We start from the raw sequence: 19,606 nt of genomic DNA, 5'->3' as shown, positions 1-19,606 counted from the left end.
GGGACAAGATTGCGTGAGCCGAAGCTCAAAGCTGAAGCGATTTCCTGCGTTATCCGCAGTTGGCTTGGGTGTTATATAGTCAAGCCGCACGAGCAATTAGTATCGGTTAGCTCAACGCCTCGCAGCGCTTACACACCCGACCTATCAACGTCCTGGTCTTGAACGGCTCTTCAGGGCCCTCGAGGGGCCAGGGAGATCTCATCTTGGAAGGGGCTTCCCGCTTAGATGCCTTCAGCGGTTATCCTGTCCGAACATAGCTACCGGGCAATGCCACTGGCGTGACAACCCGAACACCAGAGGTTCGTCCACTCCGGTCCTCTCGTACTAGGAGCAGCTTTCCTCAAATCTCCAACGTCCACGGCAGATAGGGACCGAACTGTCTCACGACGTTCTAAACCCAGCTCGCGTACCACTTTAAATGGCGAACAGCCATACCCTTGGGACCGGCTTCAGCCCCAGGATGTGATGAGCCGACATCGAGGTGCCAAACACCGCCGTCGATGTGAACTCTTGGGCGGTATCAGCCTGTTATCCCCGGAGTACCTTTTATCCGTTGAGCGATGGCCCTTCCATACAGAACCACCGGATCACTATGACCTGCTTTCGCACCTGCTCGACCTGTCCGTCTCGCAGTTAAGCGGGCTTGTGCCATTACACTAACCGTACGATGTCCGACCGTACTTAGCCCACCTTTGTGCTCCTCCGTTACACTTTGGGAGGAGACCGCCCCAGTCAAACTACCCACCACACAGTGTCCTCATCCCCGATCAGGGGACCAAGTTAGAACCTCAAACAGGCCAGGCTGGTATTTCAAGGTTGGCTCCACGATGACTGGCGTCACCGCTTCAAAGCCTCCCAGCTATCCTACACAAGCATGCTCAAAGTTCACTGTGAAGCTATAGTAAAGGTTCACGGGGTCTTTCCGTCTAGCCGCGGATACACCGCATCTTCACGGCGATTTCAATTTCACTGAGTCTCGGGTAGAGACAGCGCCCCCATCGTTACGCCATTCGTGCAGGTCGGAACTTACCCGACAAGGAATTTCGCTACCTTAGGACCGTTATAGTTACGGCCGCCGTTTACCGGGGCTTCGATCAAGAGCTTCGTCCGAAGACTAACCCCATCAATTAACCTTCCGGCACCGGGCAGGCGTCACACCGTATACGTCCACTTTCGTGTTTGCACAGTGCTGTGTTTTTAATAAACAGTCGCAGGGGCCTGGTATCTTCGACCGGCTTCAGCTTCACCCGCAAGGGGCTTCACCTACACACCGGCGTGCCTTCTCCCGAAGTTACGGCACCATTTTGCCTAGTTCCTTTACCCGAGTTCTCTCAAGCGCCTTGGTATTCTCTACCTGACCACCTGTGTCGGTTTGGGGTACGGGCTCTCGTGACCTGAAGCTTAGAAGATTTTCCTGGAAGCTGGGCATCAGTGACTTCCCGCCCAATGGGCAGTCGTCGTCATGTCTCAGCATTAAGGACCCGGATTTGCCTAAGTCCTCTGCCTACACATTTAAACCGGGACAACCGTCGCCCGGCTCACCTAGCCTTCTCCGTCTCTCCATCGCAGTCACGCGAGGTACGGGAATATTAACCCGTTTCCCATCGACTACACCTTTCGGTCTCGCCTTAGGGGCCGACTCACCCTGCGCCGATTAGCGTTGCGCAGGAACCCTTGGTCTTCCGGCGTGCGGGTTTTTCACCCGCATTATCGTTACTCATGTCAGCATTCGCACTTCTGATACCTCCAGCAGGCCTCTCGACCCACCTTCACAGGCTTACAGAACGCTCCCCTACCCCGCATACAATGTATGCAGCCGCAGCTTCGGTAACCAGTTTGAGCCCCGTTACATCTTCCGCGCAGGCCGACTCGACTAGTGAGCTATTACGCTTTCATTAAAGGGTGGCTGCTTCTAAGCCAACCTCCTAGCTGTCTTCGCCTTCCCACATCGTTTCCCACTTAACTGGTATTTGGGGACCTTAGCTGGCGGTCTGGGTTGTTTCCCTTTTCACGACGGACGTTAGCACCCGCCGTGTGTCTCCCGGATAGTACTCACTGGTATTCGGAGTTTGCATCGGTTTGGTAAGTCGGGATGACCCCCTAGCCGAAACAGTGCTCTACCCCCAGTGGTATTCGTCCGAGGCGCTACCTAAATAGCTTTCGGGGAGAACCAGCTATCTCCGGGCTTGATTAGCCTTTCACTCCGATCCACAAGTCATCCCCTGGCTTTTCAACGACAGTGGGTTCGGTCCTCCAGTGCGTGTTACCGCACCTTCAACCTGCTCATGGATAGATCGCCCGGTTTCGGGTCTATGTCCAGCGACTAAGTCGCCCTATTCAGACTCGGTTTCCCTACGGCTCCCCTAGATGGTTAACCTCGCCACTGAACATAAGTCGCTGACCCATTATACAAAAGGTACGCCGTCACCGAACAAGTCGGCTCCGACTGCTTGTACGCATACGGTTTCAGGATCTATTTCACTCCCCTCACAGGGGTTCTTTTCGCCTTTCCCTCACGGTACTGGTTCACTATCGGTCAGTCAGGAGTATTTAGCCTTGGAGGATGGTCCCCCCATGTTCAGTCAACGTTTCACGTGCGCCGACCTACTCGATTTCACTAGGATGGGGTTTCGACTACGGGGCTATCACCCACTATGGCGGTCCTTTCCAGAACCTTCGTCTACCCGTCACCCAGCTTAAGGGCTAGTCCCCGTTCGCTCGCCGCTACTGAGGGAATCTCGGTTGATTTCTTTTCCTCGGGGTACTTAGATGTTTCAGTTCCCCCGGTTCGCCCTGTACACCTATGGATTCAGTGCACAGTACCTGGCCGAAACCAGGTGGGTTTCCCCATTCAGAAATGCCCGGATCACAGCTTGTTTGCCAGCTCCCCGAGCCTTATCGCAGGCTTCCACGTCTTTCATCGCCTCTGACTGCCAAGGCATCCACCGTATGCGCTTAATTGCTTGACTATATAACCCCAAACCAACTGTTTAATCGGCGTAAACTTCACGCTTGATTAAACCTGTCGACAGCCTTTTGTCCTGCCAACGGTTGATCCAAGATTAAGCAATCCAACGATTTAACACCGGATAACGCTTGAAATCGCTATCATGGATGGTTCATCTCGGAGATAAAGAGATAAAGCCATCCGGCTTGCAATCTTGTCCGCATTGTTAAAGAGCATTCTGACCCAGTGATCAGAAAGAAGGGCTTCGGATTGTCATCAATCTGAAACGCTTGTTTCTGCACACTACCGACTAAGCTGTTCAGCCGTTTCATTCTCAGGTTATTGGTGGAGCCAGGCAGGATCGAACTGCCGACCTCCTGCGTGCAAGGCAGGCGCTCTCCCAGCTGAGCTATGGCCCCAGTAAAGCTGCCAAGAATTTTGCTGATCAAGGCATCAAAAGGCGCCGCATAGCCTGCTATGCAAGTCTTTTGATAACGCCGAGCAGCGAAATTCTGGTGGGTCTGGGTGGACTTGAACCACCGACCTCACCCTTATCAGGGGTGCGCTCTAACCACCTGAGCTACAGACCCAATGGTATGGGCCCGCTTAGACCCTTATGCTCTCTTTAGGCTGACCAAGTAATTCGTGTGGGCTCTGACCGAAGTGTTCGGTTTCGTTTAAGGAGGTGATCCAGCCGCAGGTTCCCCTACGGCTACCTTGTTACGACTTCACCCCAGTCATGAACCACACCGTGGTGATCGTCCTCCTTACGGTTAGACTAACCACTTCTGGTGCAATCCACTCCCATGGTGTGACGGGCGGTGTGTACAAGGCCCGGGAACGTATTCACCGCGACATTCTGATTCGCGATTACTAGCGATTCCGACTTCACGCAGTCGAGTTGCAGACTGCGATCCGGACTACGACGCGTTTTATGAGATTAGCTCACCCTCGCGGGGTTGCAGCCCTCTGTACGCGCCATTGTAGCACGTGTGTAGCCCTGGCCGTAAGGGCCATGATGACCTGACGTCATCCCCACCTTCCTCCGGTTTGTCACCGGCAGTCTCCCTAGAGTTCCCACCATAATGTGCTGGCAACTAGGGATAGGGGTTGCGCTCGTTACGGGACTTAACCCAACATCTCACGACACGAGCTGACGACGGCCATGCAGCACCTGTCACTGCGCTCCCGAAGGCACCGCTCTATCTCTAGAGCGTTCGCAGGATGTCAAGGCCAGGTAAGGTTCTTCGCGTTGCGTCGAATTAAACCACATGCTCCACCGCTTGTGCGGGCCCCCGTCAATTCATTTGAGTTTTAACCTTGCGGCCGTACTCCCCAGGCGGTCAACTTAGTGCGTTAGCTGCGCCACTAAGGATTCAAGATCCCCAACGGCTAGTTGACATCGTTTACGGCGTGGACTACCAGGGTATCTAATCCTGTTTGCTCCCCACGCTTTCGCACCTCAGTGTCAGTGTTGGTCCAGGTAGCCGCCTTCGCCACTGGTGTTCCTTCCTATATCTACGCATTTCACCGCTACACAGGAAATTCCACTACCCTCTACCACACTCTAGCCCGACAGTTCGAAATGCCGTTCCCAGGTTGAGCCCGGGGCTTTCACATCTCGCTTATCGAACCACCTACGCGCGCTTTACGCCCAGTAATTCCGATTAACGCTTGCACCCTCCGTATTACCGCGGCTGCTGGCACGGAGTTAGCCGGTGCTTCTTCTGTGGGTGACGTCAATCCTTAAGGGTATTAACCTTAAGGCCTTCCTCCCCACTGAAAGTGCTTTACAACCCGAAAGCCTTCTTCACACACGCGGCATGGCTGGATCAGGGTTGCCCCCATTGTCCAATATTCCCCACTGCTGCCTCCCGTAGGAGTTCGGGCCGTGTCTCAGTCCCGATGTGGCTGATCATCCTCTCAGACCAGCTACGGATCGTCGCCTTGGTAGGCCTTTACCCCACCAACTAGCTAATCCGACATAGGCACATCCAATAGCGCAAGGTCCGAAGAGCCCCTGCTTTCTCCCGAAGGACGTACGCGGTATTAATCCGGGTTTCCCCGGGCTATCCCCCACTACTGGGCAGTTTCCTATGCATTACTCACCCGTCCGCCGCTCGTCAGCGGGGTGCAAGCACCCCCTGTTACCGCTCGACTTGCATGTGTTAAGCCTGCCGCCAGCGTTCAATCTGAGCCATGATCAAACTCTTCAGTTTAAATCATACAAGATCCGAAGATCTCTAATCTTGCTCAAGACAAAACTCAATTTCGACGAGTCACTGTCTCGATATTTCGTACCGAAATACCTCAGCCAGCGCCCACACGAATTACTTGGTCAACTTTTTAAAGAGCTGGGCCTTTCGCCCTGTTGAGGCCGCGTATTCTACAGCGATCACTCAACCTGTCAACCACTATTTTAGAACTTTTTATCGGCTCTAAACACCGTGGTTGCGCGCTTCCCGGAACTTCGCGTCTCCGCTGTGTCCCTCAGAAGTGGTGCGCATTCTACAGAGCCCAGAGAGGGAGTCAACGACTATTTCCAATATTTTTCTAGAAACTTACTTTGATCGCTGTTGCAGATTTGCGCGCTCGTGCCCTAGCCCCTTCTATATCGTCGGCTCGGGCAAGCGCCACCCCCATCCGGCGACGTCCTGCGATTTCTGGTTTCCCAAAAAGTCGGACTTGAGTATCGGGAGTGGAAAGCGCGTCTTCGAGATGATGAAAAGCCGGTGCCTTTGATTCTCCGTCGGGCAAGATGACAGCAGAGGCACTCGCGCCCTGCTGCCGAATGGCCGGGACTGGCAGCCCGAGAATCGCACGAGCATGAAGCGCAAATTCGGAGAGGTCCTGGGAAATCAGCGTGACTAAACCCGTATCGTGAGGTCGCGGAGAGACCTCAGAAAAATAGACATCGTCACCTTTAATGAAAAGCTCAACCCCGAAGACGCCGAAACCGCCAAGATTGGCAGTCACTTTATCCGCAACCTCTTTCGAGCGCTGTAGCGCCAAGTCGCTCATGGGATGCGGCTGCCAAGATTCACGGTAATCCCCGTCCTCTTGGATGTGGCCAATCGGGTCACAGAAGGAGACGCCGCCAGCATGACGAACCGTCAACAGGGTGATTTCATAGTCGAAGTCGACAAAGCCCTCGACAATCACCCGCCCTTGACCAGCGCGCCCGCCTTGCTGAGCGTACTCCCAGGCTACGTCGATATCCCCGGATTCACGAATAGTACTCTGCCCCTTACCACTGGAACTCATTACAGGCTTAACGACCAGCGGCAAACCGATCTCCCTCACCGCATCGCGATAGGCCTCAAGGGTATCGGCGAAACGATAAGGAGAAGTAGGCAGAGAAAGCTCTTCGGCAGCCAGCCGACGAATACCCTCGCGATTCATTGTAAGGTTAACCGCCCGAGCCGTAGGAATGACCTTCACCCCTTCCGCTTCAAGCTTAACCAGCTCGGGCGTCGCAATCGCTTCAATTTCCGGGACAACGAGGTCCGGCTTTTCCAATTCGATAACCCCACGCAATTCGTTAGCGTCCAGCATATTGATAACATGACTACGGTGGGCTACCTGCATCGCAGGCGCATTCGCGTATCTATCCACGGCGATGACTTCAACACCCAACCGCTGGAGCTCAATCACCACTTCTTTCCCCAGCTCCCCCGAACCGCAAAACAGGACCCGAAAAGCCGATTCTGTCAGTGGTGTGCCGATACTCACCATCAAAAAACCCTCTTGTTTTTTTCAGATAGAGACGAGAAACCCGAAGCCGAACATCACGCCAGTGTGTTAAAGCGCAATTTTTTCCTCACGCTTGGCAACGAGCTTCATCACCTCCAGCCGCTCGTCGTCCGTCATGTCGGACCAACGAGTAATTTCCGCAGAGGAACGCTGACAACCGATGCAGATATCATTCTCATCAAGTGCGCACACGCAAACACACGGAGACGGTACAGGCCTGCTTCTAATCATCCCTCAGTCCAATGCCTCCAGCTCCTTGAGATATCGTTGAGCATTCTGCACATAGTGCGCCGCGCTTAGTTCCAGCATTTTGCGCTGGTTGTCGCCGAGCTCCCGCTTGACTTTGCCGGGCGAACCCACAACCAAAGAGCCGTCGGGAATCACCATACCTTCCGGGATCAGCGCATTGGCACCAATCAAACAATGCTTGCCTATCTTTGCGCCATTGAGCACCACTGCGTTGATGCCTATCAACGAATAATCGCCAATCTCACAGCCGTGGAGCATCGCCTTGTGCCCCACCGTGACACCACGCCCTAGCGTTAGCCGGATTCCGGAATCCGTGTGCAGCACGCTGCCGTCCTGCACGTTCGTTTCCGGACCAATAGTAATAAGATCGTTGTCTCCACGAATGACAACGTTAAACCAGATGCTCGCTTTTTCCTGCAGCAACACGCTGCCAATGACGGTTGCGTTGTGGGCAATGTAATGGCCTTCGCCCTCGAGTGTTGGCTTCAGATCTCCCAGACCGTATTTCATAAACACCTCACTTTGGCGCCTCCAGCAGGTCAATACCGGCATCGTACACCGCGTTCAGGAAGTCAACTAGAACCACCGCCGACAACCCCCAAATGTGATATCCCTGCCATTCATAGCAGGGAACGTAAAGCGTGCTCCCCTGAAATCCTAACGCGTCTGTTCGAAGGCGGCGATCATCCATAAAGAATGAAACCGGCACTTTGAAGATGGCGTCAATCTCCGCCGGACTAGCCTCGAGCACCGCGCCATGCGGCACAATACCCACATAAGGCGTTACTAAGATGCGATGACGGGAGACCACCTGACTTAACGACCCCACCACCTGCACCTGGGACGGAGGCAAGCCGATTTCTTCATGGGTTTCCCGCAGCGCAGTCTCCTCGAGAGAGCGATCAGAGAGATCCCGTTTGCCTCCCGGGAAGGCAACCTGTCCACGATGGGTTTTTAGATGGGCCGCTCGCTGGGTCAAAATCAGCTCCGGATCGGATGCCCGGTCCGTCACCGGAACCAGGATACCGGCCTCAGGATAATCCAACGCAATCTGCTGCGGCGTATGACGATCGAGACATCGTTTAAAATGATCAAGCAACTTGCATTTCCTGTCTTGTCTTGTTGGCGCTCGTCACTCAAGAGCCAGCTCTAGCGCACTGGAACTACAATCCCGAAGTAGGCGACCAGATGCGGTAGTCAAAAAGGCAATAAATGGCGTATTAACAAATATCGTAGTCAGCGGGTCGACGACGACGCGCACCTCAGTATACTGGGATGATACAGAATTGAGGTGGCTAATGAATTATTGCAGTCATTGTGGCAAGCCGGTGACTCATCGCATTCCCGATGGCGATAACCGTCACCGTTACGTGTGCGAGCATTGCAACCGGGTTCACTACGAGAACCCAAGAATCGTTGCCGGCACCATTCCCGTATGGAACAACCAGATATTGCTTTGCCGCAGAGCCATCGAGCCCAGGCGAGGCTATTGGACGCTGCCCGCCGGGTTTATGGAAAACGCCGAAACCACAGTCGAAGCCGCAGTCCGGGAAACCCTCGAAGAAGCTCTCGCAGAAGTAACGGTGGACGGTCTATACACCGTGCTTGACGTACCCCACATTGACCAAGTCCACATGTTCTTCCGCGCTACGCTGACCGACGGCCAATTCGGTGCCGGAGAAGAGTCGCTGGACGCGCAACTATTCGGCTATGACGACATCCCCTGGGATGAACTGGCGTTTCCCACCATCCGAGAAACACTGGAACATTTCATCAGGGACCAGATGGAAGAGCACTTCCCGGTACGCCTGGGCGACATCCGACGAAAGCTGGGACAATAGTTACTCGAACACCTCCAGCCGGAACACCTCGAACGCAGGCTCTTCATAAGGATGAGCCTGCTTCAGCGCTCTCACCGCATCCCGAACCAGCCCATCCTCGCACACCAGCTCTACCTTGTACTCGTCGACCTTTTCCACAACCCCCTGCTGACCGAGGTAAGGCTGACTGCCGTCTAGCGGCCTAAACTGACCCTGGCCCCGCGTCTGCCACGCGCATGAGTCGTAATCACCAATACGACCTACACCGGTAGCAAAAATGGCCTGTTTGGTTTGCTCCAAATGCGTCTCCGGGACGAAATAACACAGTTTATACATTTCGAGTTCTCCTATAGAGGAAGCGAAATCATAAGGTTATCAGGCTCAACCGCCGTTCATAAAACAACCAATCTGGACAAAGACGCAGCACTTCAAGCGCTTGTGCCAGTTACCCACAGAATCTGTGGATAACTCTGGGGAAACTTTTTGGGAACGTCGCCTGAACCCCTATGGTTACTGCCTTCCCCTCAAATTGGCGACAAAATCACCGATGCAATTTACTTATTAAAAATCAATTAGTTACGGAGTTAGCATATTTTTTGGGCGAGATGTATACGGCTTGTACACCCCCACTAATTTTTGAAAATATAAATGTGCATAAAAACTCGAAGTCAAGCATAAATTTCAGTGATAGCGCCCCTGCCTTGCTATATTTTTGACTGCATATTGCTTAATAGGAGACGGATTTCAGACACCAATGACAGATCTGTCACGCGTGGGGATAAGGCGGTAACGAGCGGTAACAACCCTCGTTACCAAATGGAGCGAAAAACGACACATCAAAAAAGGCTGATCAGAACAACCTGACCAGCCTTTCTCTCAATCATTAAGTCGACGACGCAGGAAAGTCCAGCCGACCATTCTAGCCATTCATGACAGAGGTAACACCTAACCCAGCACCTTGCGTGCGTTGCGGAACAACCTCAACCAAGGCGCATCCTCGCCCCAGCTATCGGGATGCCAAGAGTGCTGTACCGTACGGAATACACGCTCTGGATGAGGCATCATAATGGTCACCCGGCCATCCTGGGATGACAGGCCGGTGATGCCCGCCATGGAGCCATTCGGGTTATACGGATACCGCTCCGTTACATGACCCTCGTTGCTGACGTAGCGCAACGACACCAATCCACCTTCCTGCAACTGGGAGGCCGCATCGCTGGAACGGAATTCAACCCGACCCTCACCATGGGCGACCGCTATAGGCATGCGTGAACCCGCCATGCCCTCGAACACGAGCGAGGGTGAACGCTGAACCTCGACCATCACCAACCGCGCCTCGAACTGCTCCGACTCATTACGAACGAAGCGCGGCCAGTGATCCGTTCCCGGAATCAACTCATGCAGGTTGGATAGCATCTGGCAACCGTTGCACACGCCCAGCGTCAGCGTATCCGGACGGGCGAAGAAACCCGCAAACTGCTCACGGACACGCTCATTGAAGAGAATCGATTTGGCCCAACCTTCACCAGCCCCAAGTACATCGCCGTAGGAGAAACCACCGCAAGCAACCATCGCCCGGAAGTTTTCCAGGGTCACGCGACCGGAAAGCACGTCACTCATGTGCACATCGATGGCGTCGAATCCAGCGCGATCAAAGGCCGCAGCCATCTCGACCTGGCCGTTGACGCCCTGCTCACGCAGAACAGCAACCTTAGGCCGCACACCGGTATTGATATACGGTGCCGCGATATCTTCTCGCAAATCATAGGAGAGGCTGACGTTCAGTCCGGGATCCGCAGGCGCCAGCATATTGTCGTACTCTTGCTTGGCGCAATCGGCGTTGTCTCGCAAGGATTGAATACGATAGCTGGTTTCGGACCAGAGCCGCTGATACTCCTCGCGAGTCGTATCGATGACCGATTGCTCTTCGAAGGTAAAGCGGATGCGGTCGCAGTCGTTCAGCGTGCCCACGACAGCCGTGTGCTCACCCAGGCCAGCGGCCGTGAATTGCTGTAGCACGAAGGGGGTATCGTCGCGACGGACCTGGATCACCGCACCCAGTTCCTCATTAAACAATTCCCGCGCGAACTGGCTCGGTTCCCCGGCGAGGCCATCGAGCTTGATATCGATACCCGTGTGTCCGGCAAACGCCATTTCCACCAACGTGGTGAACATGCCCCCATCAGAGCGATCATGATAAGCGAGTAACTTGTCGTCGCCGTTGAGCCCCTGAATCACCGCGAAGAACGCCTTAATGTCTTCGGGATCGTCAAGATCAGGCGCCACGGCACCGACCTGACTGTAGACCTGCGCCAGGGCGGAACCGCCCAGACGATTCTGTCCTGCGGCCAAATCGATCAGGATAAGGTCGGTTTCATCGACATCTGTACGCAGTTGCGGCGTCAACGTTTTGCGCACATCGGCGACGGGAGCAAAACCGCTGATGATTAGTGAGAGCGGCGCAGTGACACTCTTCTGCTCACCGTTGTCTTCCTCCCAGACTGTTTTCATGGACATGGAATCCTTGCCCACCGGGATCGTAATTCCTAGCGCCGGACACAGCTCCATCCCCACCGCTCGTACGGTTTCGTATAGATTCTCATCTTCTCCCGGATGCCCCGCCGCAGCCATCCAATTAGCCGATAGACGAATATCGGAGAGCCTTCCAATCGAAGCCGCAGCCAAGTTGGTAATCACCTCACCAACTGCCATCCGGCCCGACGCCGGAGCATCGATGACAGCCACCGGCGTGCGCTCCCCTATAGCCATGGCCTCACCGGCAAACGTGTCGAAGGATGCAGCGGTAACCGCAACATCGCTGACCGGAACCTGCCACGGCCCTACCATCTGATCACGGGCCACTAGACCGGTAATCGTGCGATCGCCAATAGTAATCAGGAAGCTCTTGCTACCGACTGACGGCAGGCGCAGGACGCGCTTAGCAGCGTCGTTCACATCAATCTTGCGAGTATCGAAAATAGCCTTGGTGAACGAAGACCGCTCGATGCTCCGGTGCATCCGTGGCGGCTTGCCAAACAATACATCCATCGGCAGATCCACCGGACAATCATCAAAATAGGCGTCCGACAGCGTCAGATGAGACTCCTCGGTTGCTTCGCCGATAACCGCATAAGGGCAACGCTCGCGTCGGCAAATAGCGTCAAAGCGATCCACTTGATCCGGCGCCACCGCGAGCACATAGCGCTCCTGGGATTCATTGCACCAGATCTCTAGCGGTGACATGCCCGGCTCATCACTGGGGATATCGCGCAGCTCGAAACGACCACCGCGACCGCCATCCTTTACCAGTTCAGGCATGGCGTTCGACAAGCCACCGGCTCCCACATCGTGGATAAAACTGATTGGGTTAGCGTCGCCCAATTGCCAGCAGCGATCGATGACCTCCTGACAGCGGCGTTCCATTTCCGGGTTATCACGCTGAACCGACGCGAAGTCCAGATCTTCGTGGCTGGTTCCGGAATCCATCGAAGAGGCGGCACCGCCACCCAGGCCGATCAACATCGCCGGCCCGCCCAACACAATCAGCTTGGCGCCAACCGGGATATCGCCCTTTTCGACATGATCCGCTCGAATATTACCGAGTCCCCCGGCAATCATGATCGGCTTATGATAACCCCGGACTTCTTCGCCAGCGGCGCCTGGCGCTACCTGTTCGAACGTACGGAAATAACCGGTCAGGTTAGGACGACCGAATTCATTATTGAACGACGCGCCGCCAACTGGCCCTTCAATCATGATGTCCAGCGGCGAGGCAATGCGCTCGGGCTTGCCGTACTCTGCCTCCCAAGGTTGAAGATCACCGGGAATGTTCAGATTAGAGACCGTGAAACCGGCCAGCCCCGCCTTGGGCTTGGAGCCCCTACCGGTCGCGCCTTCATCTCGGATTTCGCCGCCAGCGCCGGTCGCTGAGCCCGGGTGCGGGGAGATAGCTGTCGGGTGATTATGGGTCTCCACCTTCATCAGGATGTGGATGTCTTCCGGGTGATAGCGATAAACGCCGTCTACCAAATCCGGGAAGAAACGGCCTGCATGGGCGCCGCGAATGACCGAAGCATTGTCTTTATAGGCGGAGAGCACCCCTTCGCTATTCATCTCGAAGGTGTTCTTGATCATCGCAAACAGCGATTTTTCCTGCCCTTCGCCATCGATATCCCATGAAGCATTAAAGATCTTATGGCGGCAATGCTCCGAGTTCGCCTGAGCGAACATCATCAATTCCACGTCGACCGGATCGCGCTCGAGCCGAGTGAATGCATCTACCAGATAGTCGATCTCGTCTTCTGCCAGCGCCAAGCCTAGCTGCTGATTGGCTTCGACCAATGCAGGACGGCCACCATTCATCACCGGAATGCTGTTCAGCGTGCGAGGCTCCTCGCGATGGAACAACAGCTCCGCGCCCCCCATCTCATGGAAAACCCGCTGAATCATGCGGTCATGCAAAAGGCCAGCAAGCGCCTCGCGCTGCTCCAATTTTAGCTTGCAGTCCGCATGGATGTAGAAGGCGGTACCGCGCTCGATGCGACGAACCTGACGCAAGCCACAAATTCGCGCAATATCCGTCGCCTTAGTGGACCATGGAGAAATGGTGCCGGGTCTCGGCACGACCAGGAACAAAACCCCTTCCGCCACCTGGGTGTCCGCCGACGGGCCGTAAGTCAGGAGACGATCTAGAACCAGCTCCTCTTGCTCCGAAAGCGACTCGGGAACGTCGACGAAATGCATGAACTCCGCATAGATTCTAGAGACTGCCGGTACCAGAGCCTGGATCTGGGACAGGAGTTTTTCGGAGCGGAAAGGTGAAAGTGCGGGCGCGCCGCGGAGTTCCAGCATGGCAAAAACCTGTATCGCGCTAATCTGGGGATGGGACTGGTGCACGCAGCCCCGTTCAAGACGGGCGCAATGATACTGGAAACCGAGTCCCGGATACAGATTTGGCACGCTCGAAACCCGTAAAAAAGCGGATACCGTTTCGGTTCGGGACTCGCTTCGGCGTCCGCGTTGCTCCCTGCCCCGAAGCTTTGGTGGCCGGGCTTCTTGGACCGCATTGAGCACGCAACGGTGCGGCAGAATTTACAGGCTTTTGCAGTGTTAGACGGATAGTTGATTGACCCGCTCCGGGGATTTGGGGATTATCAATAAACCACCTGAGCGTCCGACCGCTATTTTGTGATCAATCAGATCCATTACAAATTTTTAGTGCCGGAGATCCGTACAACGCGTTCATAGTAACGCGCTCATAGTACGGACGACCCATAAGCCGGACACAGAAAAAGCGGGGCGTGATCGAATTGTCCAGGGAGTATGGACACGGCTGCCGGGACACCGTTAAGAAAGGTTGCGTCTGCGCAAGTTACTCGATCGGGACGGCATTGATCTGTTGCAGACACGGCACGTACCCCTTACGGGTTTCAAGGAGACTAGGGATTTGTCAGTCGTTTCTATCTTGAGATCATCCAGTCGACGCCCCCTTTATGCGGCGCTCGTGGTGAGCCTTGTAGGCGCGCTAACGGCTTGCTCTCGCCCTTCCACGCTGGAGGAACTGCGCCAGGAAGGGGTATTACACGTCATCGCCAGGCCGTCGCCTTCAGTCTACTATGAAGGACGAGACGGCCCCACCGGCTTCGAATACGAACTCGCGAAGCGATTTGCCAACGAGTTGGGCGTGGAGTTGCGGGTGCGCGAAGCTGAAGGCAACGGCCAAATTTTATCTGTTCTCGATCAGGGGTATGCGCACATCGGTTTGGCGGGCCTTTCGGGAACGGTTCCGGCTACAGAAGCATTCAAAACAGTACCGACCAGCCTTAACGTACAGTCCACCCTCATCTATCACCGTAAAGCCGAGTCGGCAACGTCAGCCGAAGACGTCGGTGACCGGATCATCCATGCGGTTGCCAATAGCAATCACATCGAACCGCTCACCGAACTGACGAAGAAATACCCCAATCTACGCTGGGAAAGTCACGAGGGTATCGATACCGCCGGCATCCTCGAGCGTGTGGAATCCGGTGAATTTCAAGTCGCGGTGGTGGACTCCACCGAACTGGCGCTCAATCATGTGTTTTTCCCGCACATCAAAAAAGGCTTTGATCTAAATAAGCCTCAGCCGATCGCTTGGCTGTTCCCGGCGCAGCAGGACGACAGCCTGGTCAAAGCTGCGCGCACCTTTTTCAACAAGATGCAGTCCAACGGCAGTCTTGCCCAGCTCAAGGAACGCTTCTATGGCCATCTGGATCGCCTGAACTACGTTGGCGCGCGCACCTTCGTGTATCACGTGCGCAACCGGCTACCCACTTACGAGCTGGTTTTTCAGTCTACCGCCGAGCAGTATCAGATGGACTGGCGCCTGCTAGCCGCGATTGGCTATCAAGAGTCCCATTGGCGCCCAAATGCCGTTTCGCCCACAGGCGTGCGTGGCATGATGATGCTGACCCGCAACACCGCTCAGTACGTCGGTATCGACAACCGCCTGGATCCGATAAAAAGTATCGATGGGGGCGCACGCTACTTCCAGATGGTGCACGATCAGATTCCCGACGACATTCCCGAACCGGACCGCACTTGGTTTGCCCTGGCGTCTTATAACGTCGGGTTTGGTCACCTTGAAGATGCCAGGCGCCTCACAGAAGATGCAGGCAAAGATCCGCACCGATGGATTGACGTCAAGGAATTTCTGCCCTTGCTGGCTCAAAAAGAGTGGTACACCAAAACGCGCTATGGCTACGCGCGGGGCCACGAGCCGGTCGTATACGTACAGAATATACGACGCTACTACGACGTACTGGCATGGATGAAACAACCCTTGCCTGCCAGCGAACAATTGGCGCAAACACCCGAATTCCCAAATTTGGACCGCGATACCAGACCGATAGAGCGTACGCCGGCAGAGACTCTGGAAATACCCCAGTCCCTGTCCATCGCACCACCGACGCTCTAAGAACAGAGTTAACGTTCCAACGACGGCGTTACTCTTAGGCGATAAGGTTAGTTCCGGGTTTCAGGCAACTAGGTTTCAGGCAATACGCCACGCGAATGCGTTAGCGCGCCTCAATACAATCACACACTGTTATTTATCCCTTCGCCAGCTTCTTCCCGAGCCTCAAGCGCTCGCTCGGCCTGCTCTCCGGTATAGCCGCGCTGAGCCAAAAAACGCGCTTGGCGCATTCGCTCATCCCACACTAGGGGCTCGCCGGACAAACCAAAGCGACGGCGGCGAGCCTGGATAGCCTTCTCGGCCCATTGCGACTCTGAAACCCCGGCCAGACAGTCGGGACGCCGGAAGACACCGCGCTGCTGAAGCTCACTTTCGATCCGAAGCGGACCGTACCCCATATCCATACGCTGCCGGGCATAGACATCGGCGAAACGCGCATCGTCCAGCCACCCTTCGCTCTCGTAGTCGTCCAGCACCGGGTCGATAACCTCCGGAGTGAGCTTGCGCTGCATCAATTTCAGCCGGAGTTCCTGGCGGCTATGTTCGCGACGGGCTAGCAGCTTCAGCGCCAATGATCGAGCGCGGTATTCAGGATCTTCCTTCGTGGTTTTCGACCATCCGGCAGGCATCTATACGAATCCGTTTTCTATTCTTTTCCATTGACCTGACAATGCCACACGGGCCTGTGCACGGCCTCCCCAAAACGATTAGACTAACCCACCATAAATGCCGGCGTCGATGGCGCAGGCATACGCTTCGGCAGTCCGCTACGGCGGCTGTGTGACTCTGGCTTGCCTTTCAGGTCAGCAACTTGCCTTGTTCTGTTGGGATAGTGTTATGGCGGCATTCTTTAGAAAATTCTTCAAAACCAAGAAAGCGGACAGTACGCCCAAACCTGTCGACGTCAGCCGACTGAATCCGGATAACACCAAAGATCTCGATGTGCTGATTCAGGTTGCCCGCGAGAGCGAAACAAATACGCTTCGTACTGCGGCTGTCGAGCGGATCAATCATATCCGTCACCTGATTCCGCTCTATTCGGAAGCGTCAGCCAGTATGCGCAGCCGGCTGGCGCAGCGCATCGGCGATTTGGCGCAGACAGCGCCCGCCCAGGTCGAGGAGTCGCTGGGCGCCCTCAAAGATCCTCAGTCGCAGTCGTTGATCCGCCAACTTTGTCAGAGTCAGGACGAAAGCGTCCAACAAGTGTCCGCTGAAACCGATCCAAAGCAGTTGTTGACGCTAGCCATCGAGGGCAAGACCGCGGCCGTCCGCCTTTCCGCCGCCGAGCGAATCGAAAACGAGGACGAACTGCAGGCATTGCAGAAAGCAGCCAAAGGCCGGGACAAGGGCGTATACCAATTGACCCGGAAGAAGCTCCAATCCCTGCGCCAAGCCCAGGAGAAAGCAGCATCGATTCAGGCACTGATCGGCGGTCTGATCCAGCAGATGGAAGAGCAGGCACGGACTGACAATACGCAACTCTATGCGGCACGCGTGCAGAGCTTGCAAGCTCAATGGCGGGACCTTAGCGACGAGGCGTCACCGGAACAACAGACCGCGTTTCTAACCGCCTTGGATCGTTGCGGCCAGCGTATCCGTCAGGCCGAGCAGGCTGTCGCTCAGGAAGCCGAGGCCCACCAGAAAGCCGAGGAACGCACGGCGACGCTGGAGCTGTTGCGCAGCACCTTGAACACCCTGGCTGCAGACGTTTCCGAACGCGGGCCGTCGTTATCGTCTCTGGATGCTCTGCAAAAAACCCAGGAAAACCGCTGGATGGAAGCTACCCGGGAAACCGAGGTGGGCAAGGCGGAACAAAAAGCGTACCAGAGTCTGATGTTGGAGCTGCGCAATTACATCAGCGCAGTGCAGCGTCTGGCCTCCCAACAGGATCACCTCGTTGAGCTGCTCGAGACAGAAGCGCCCGACACTAACGCGTTGAAGCAATTGCTGAAGACCGTGGACTGGCCTGCCGGCTATGCTCAGCCTGAACAATTGGACGTTGTCAGCCGCAAACTGGGCCACGAGAAAGAGCAACAAAAGGCGCAGACCAGCGACCAGAAAGCCCAGCAAAAAGTGTTGGACGATTTGCTTGATCGCCTCGAACAGTCGTTGGAACAGAATCTTCTGTCCGAATCCCGGCAGCTACACAAACAGGCGCAGCACGCGTTCAATGGCCTCGATCAAAAACACGCACAGACCCGCCAGGCACGGCTGACGCTGCTCGGCCGTCAACTGCAGGACCTGCAAGACTGGCAAGGCTTCGCGACCCGGCCCAAACAGGAAGAACTCTGCAGCGCCATGGAGCACCTGGCCAGCCAGCATACGGAACCCGAAGCCAAAGCGACCCGAATCAAGGAGTTGCAGCAGGAGTGGCGCGGCCTGGGCGGCTCCTCCGATCAGTCGCTGTGGCACCGTTTCAAAGCGGCATCGGATGCGGCCTACGAACCCTGTCAGGCCTATTTCGCAGCGAAATCCGAACTCAAAGAGGTGAACCTGGAAAAACGCCGGGCGATTTGCGATCAACTGGCTGAATTTGCCGCAAATGCAGATTGGGATGCTGTTGACTTAAAAGCCGTTGAACGCATTCATCGCGTCGCTCGCGAAGAATGGCGAAGTGCCTGGCCTGTGGATTTCAAAGCCAACCGCAGCCTGCAAAAAACCTTTGACCAGCGATTGAAACAGATCGAGGTTCCGCTGAATGAAGAGCGGCATAAAAACGAAGCGCTCAAGCAGTCGATCGTGGAGCGCGCAGAAGCGCTGATTACCCACGAACCACTCGCGGATGCCATGGAACAGGCCAAGAAACTGCAAAAGGAATGGGAGGCCTCGGGGATCACCCGTCACCGGGAAGATCGCAAGCTGTGGCAAGCGTTCAGGGCCGCGTGCGACAGCATTTTTGCACGACGGGATGCCGAACGTGCCGAACAGGTCGCCGAAGATCACGCGGCAATAGAGAAACTGCAACAGGCTATTTCGGCGAGTGAGTCGATGCGGTCAGCAAGTAATGTGAGCGTTCAGCAACTTGAAGCCCAGCTCCAGCAACTCAGTCAAGCCCCTGTACCTCGTAAGCTTCCCCACGCTGTGAGCGATGCATTAGGGAACGAGAAACACGCGATTAAAACCAGGATCCAGCAAGCCGCCCATCAGCAGCGGGTGACCGAATGGCAGGGTCGAATCGATCAGTTCCGGTCCCAGGCCGACAATGCCAATACCGCCGCCGTGCCGGAGCCCTTACCGACGCCCAGAGAGATTGCCGTTAGGTTGGAGATCGCTACCGGTGCCAGCTCGCCGGATGAAGACCAAGGGTTACGGATGAAGCAACAGGTTGAGCGCCTGGCCGCTGGCATGGGAGGTGTTGCAACCAATACCGAAGAAGAGATCGACCGCCTGATCGCTTGCTGGTGTTCGCAGCCAATTCCTGCTGAAGATGCTGAAGTTTTGGCACCCCGCTTGCGCCAGGCTCTGGCCCACTGGCAAGGCTGAGCCTTCCGGAGCCACCGCGTTAGTCGCGCTGGTGGTTCCGGACAAATTCTCGCGCCTCGTTGACCCTGCGCCTTACCTTCTCCCGCATTTCTTCCATTTCCGGATCAGCCAGATAGAACTTCATGTCGATTGTGTGCCGGTAATAACGTGGCGGCAGCCGGTTCAGCGCCACGCACATCACATCCCCCAGAAAGTCCGCATCATCATCGGGTTGCCGGGTGGCCTCCACCGCGTCGGCCACCAGCTTTTCATAAAAATTGTCGATCGTATCGAGCAGGGACATAACATCTCGCCTTTTGCCGCCGTACCTCTGGTTCTCAATCAAGGGCCTCAATCGGTTCTCAATCAAGGGCCTCGATCAAGCCTACGTCAGTCTTAATCAGGAGCATTTCTTTCTTAAAC

At 55.5% G+C, this 19,606-nt stretch carries 11 protein-coding genes, 2 tRNA genes and 2 rRNA genes; 3 read left to right on the top strand and 12 right to left on the bottom strand.

Going from position 1 to position 19,606, the window contains the following annotated elements; all coding sequences use genetic code 11:
- Positions 1-75: 75 nt before the first annotated feature.
- The 8 genes from FXO11_RS07435 to FXO11_RS07400 form a co-directional block, all read right to left on the bottom strand.
- Positions 76-2,969 (bottom strand): 23S ribosomal RNA (locus tag FXO11_RS07435).
- Between the two features lie 321 nt (positions 2,970-3,290).
- Positions 3,291-3,366, bottom strand: a tRNA-Ala gene (locus FXO11_RS07430).
- Positions 3,367-3,460: 94 nt separating this feature from the next.
- Positions 3,461-3,537 (bottom strand) — tRNA-Ile (locus FXO11_RS07425).
- An 88-nt stretch (positions 3,538-3,625) separates the two neighbouring features.
- Positions 3,626-5,166: ribosomal RNA gene (locus FXO11_RS07420) — 16S ribosomal RNA — on the bottom strand.
- Together the 16S and 23S rRNA genes with 2 tRNA genes alongside form the textbook arrangement of a ribosomal RNA operon.
- Positions 5,167-5,500: 334 nt before the next feature.
- Positions 5,501-6,682, bottom strand: a complete 1,182-nt coding sequence (purT, locus tag FXO11_RS07415; RefSeq protein ID WP_148862391.1) for a formate-dependent phosphoribosylglycinamide formyltransferase — start codon at positions 6,680-6,682, stop codon at positions 5,501-5,503.
- Between the two features lie 66 nt (positions 6,683-6,748).
- Positions 6,749-6,928, bottom strand: a complete 180-nt coding sequence (locus FXO11_RS07410) for a DUF1289 domain-containing protein (protein ID WP_227546128.1) — start codon at positions 6,926-6,928, stop codon at positions 6,749-6,751.
- Positions 6,929-6,934: 6 nt separating this feature from the next.
- Positions 6,935-7,459 carry a gamma carbonic anhydrase family protein gene (locus FXO11_RS07405; RefSeq protein ID WP_148862389.1) on the bottom strand — a complete coding sequence of 175 codons (525 nt, stop codon included), beginning with the start codon at positions 7,457-7,459 and terminating at the stop codon, positions 6,935-6,937.
- Between the two features lie 7 nt (positions 7,460-7,466).
- Complete coding sequence (locus FXO11_RS07400; RefSeq protein ID WP_148862388.1) at positions 7,467-8,048, bottom strand: CoA pyrophosphatase; 582 nt, start codon at positions 8,046-8,048, stop codon at positions 7,467-7,469.
- A gap of 199 nt (positions 8,049-8,247) precedes the next feature.
- Between FXO11_RS07400 and FXO11_RS07395 the strand changes: the two genes are divergently transcribed.
- Entirely contained in the window at positions 8,248-8,790 is a 543-nt protein-coding gene (locus FXO11_RS07395; RefSeq protein WP_148862387.1) for an NUDIX hydrolase, read from the top strand.
- Here FXO11_RS07395 and FXO11_RS07390 read toward each other — a convergent pair whose 3' ends face one another.
- Positions 8,791-9,105, bottom strand: a complete 315-nt coding sequence (locus FXO11_RS07390) for a Nif3-like dinuclear metal center hexameric protein (protein WP_148862386.1) — start codon at positions 9,103-9,105, stop codon at positions 8,791-8,793. It lies immediately after the preceding gene.
- Positions 9,106-9,714: 609 nt separating this feature from the next.
- Positions 9,715-13,620: a phosphoribosylformylglycinamidine synthase gene (gene purL / locus FXO11_RS07385; protein ID WP_148864832.1), complete on the bottom strand. Its 3,906-nt coding sequence runs from the start codon at positions 13,618-13,620 to the stop codon at positions 9,715-9,717.
- Between the two features lie 652 nt (positions 13,621-14,272).
- Between purL and mltF the strand changes: the two genes are divergently transcribed.
- On the top strand, positions 14,273-15,724 hold the full coding sequence (gene mltF / locus FXO11_RS07380) for a membrane-bound lytic murein transglycosylase MltF (protein WP_148864831.1): 1,452 nt from the start codon (positions 14,273-14,275) through the stop codon (positions 15,722-15,724).
- Between the two features lie 119 nt (positions 15,725-15,843).
- Here mltF and FXO11_RS07375 read toward each other — a convergent pair whose 3' ends face one another.
- Positions 15,844-16,350 carry a regulatory protein RecX gene (locus FXO11_RS07375; protein ID WP_148862385.1) on the bottom strand — a complete coding sequence of 169 codons (507 nt, stop codon included), beginning with the start codon at positions 16,348-16,350 and terminating at the stop codon, positions 15,844-15,846.
- Positions 16,351-16,558: 208 nt separating this feature from the next.
- Here FXO11_RS07375 and FXO11_RS07370 point away from each other — a divergent pair, with 208 nt between their 5' ends.
- Positions 16,559-19,204: a DUF349 domain-containing protein gene (locus FXO11_RS07370; protein WP_168203134.1), complete on the top strand. Its 2,646-nt coding sequence runs from the start codon at positions 16,559-16,561 to the stop codon at positions 19,202-19,204.
- Positions 19,205-19,223: 19 nt separating this feature from the next.
- On the opposite strand, the gene FXO11_RS07365 is transcribed toward FXO11_RS07370, so the two are convergent.
- Complete coding sequence (locus FXO11_RS07365; RefSeq protein WP_148862383.1) at positions 19,224-19,487, bottom strand: late competence development ComFB family protein; 264 nt, start codon at positions 19,485-19,487, stop codon at positions 19,224-19,226.
- Positions 19,488-19,606 lie beyond the last annotated feature (119 nt).

Origin of the sequence: Marinobacter fonticola, assembly GCF_008122265.1 — a bacterium.
GTDB classification, from domain to species: domain Bacteria; phylum Pseudomonadota; class Gammaproteobacteria; order Pseudomonadales; family Oleiphilaceae; genus Marinobacter_A; species Marinobacter_A fonticola.
This window is presented reverse-complemented; position numbering and strand designations above follow the sequence as displayed.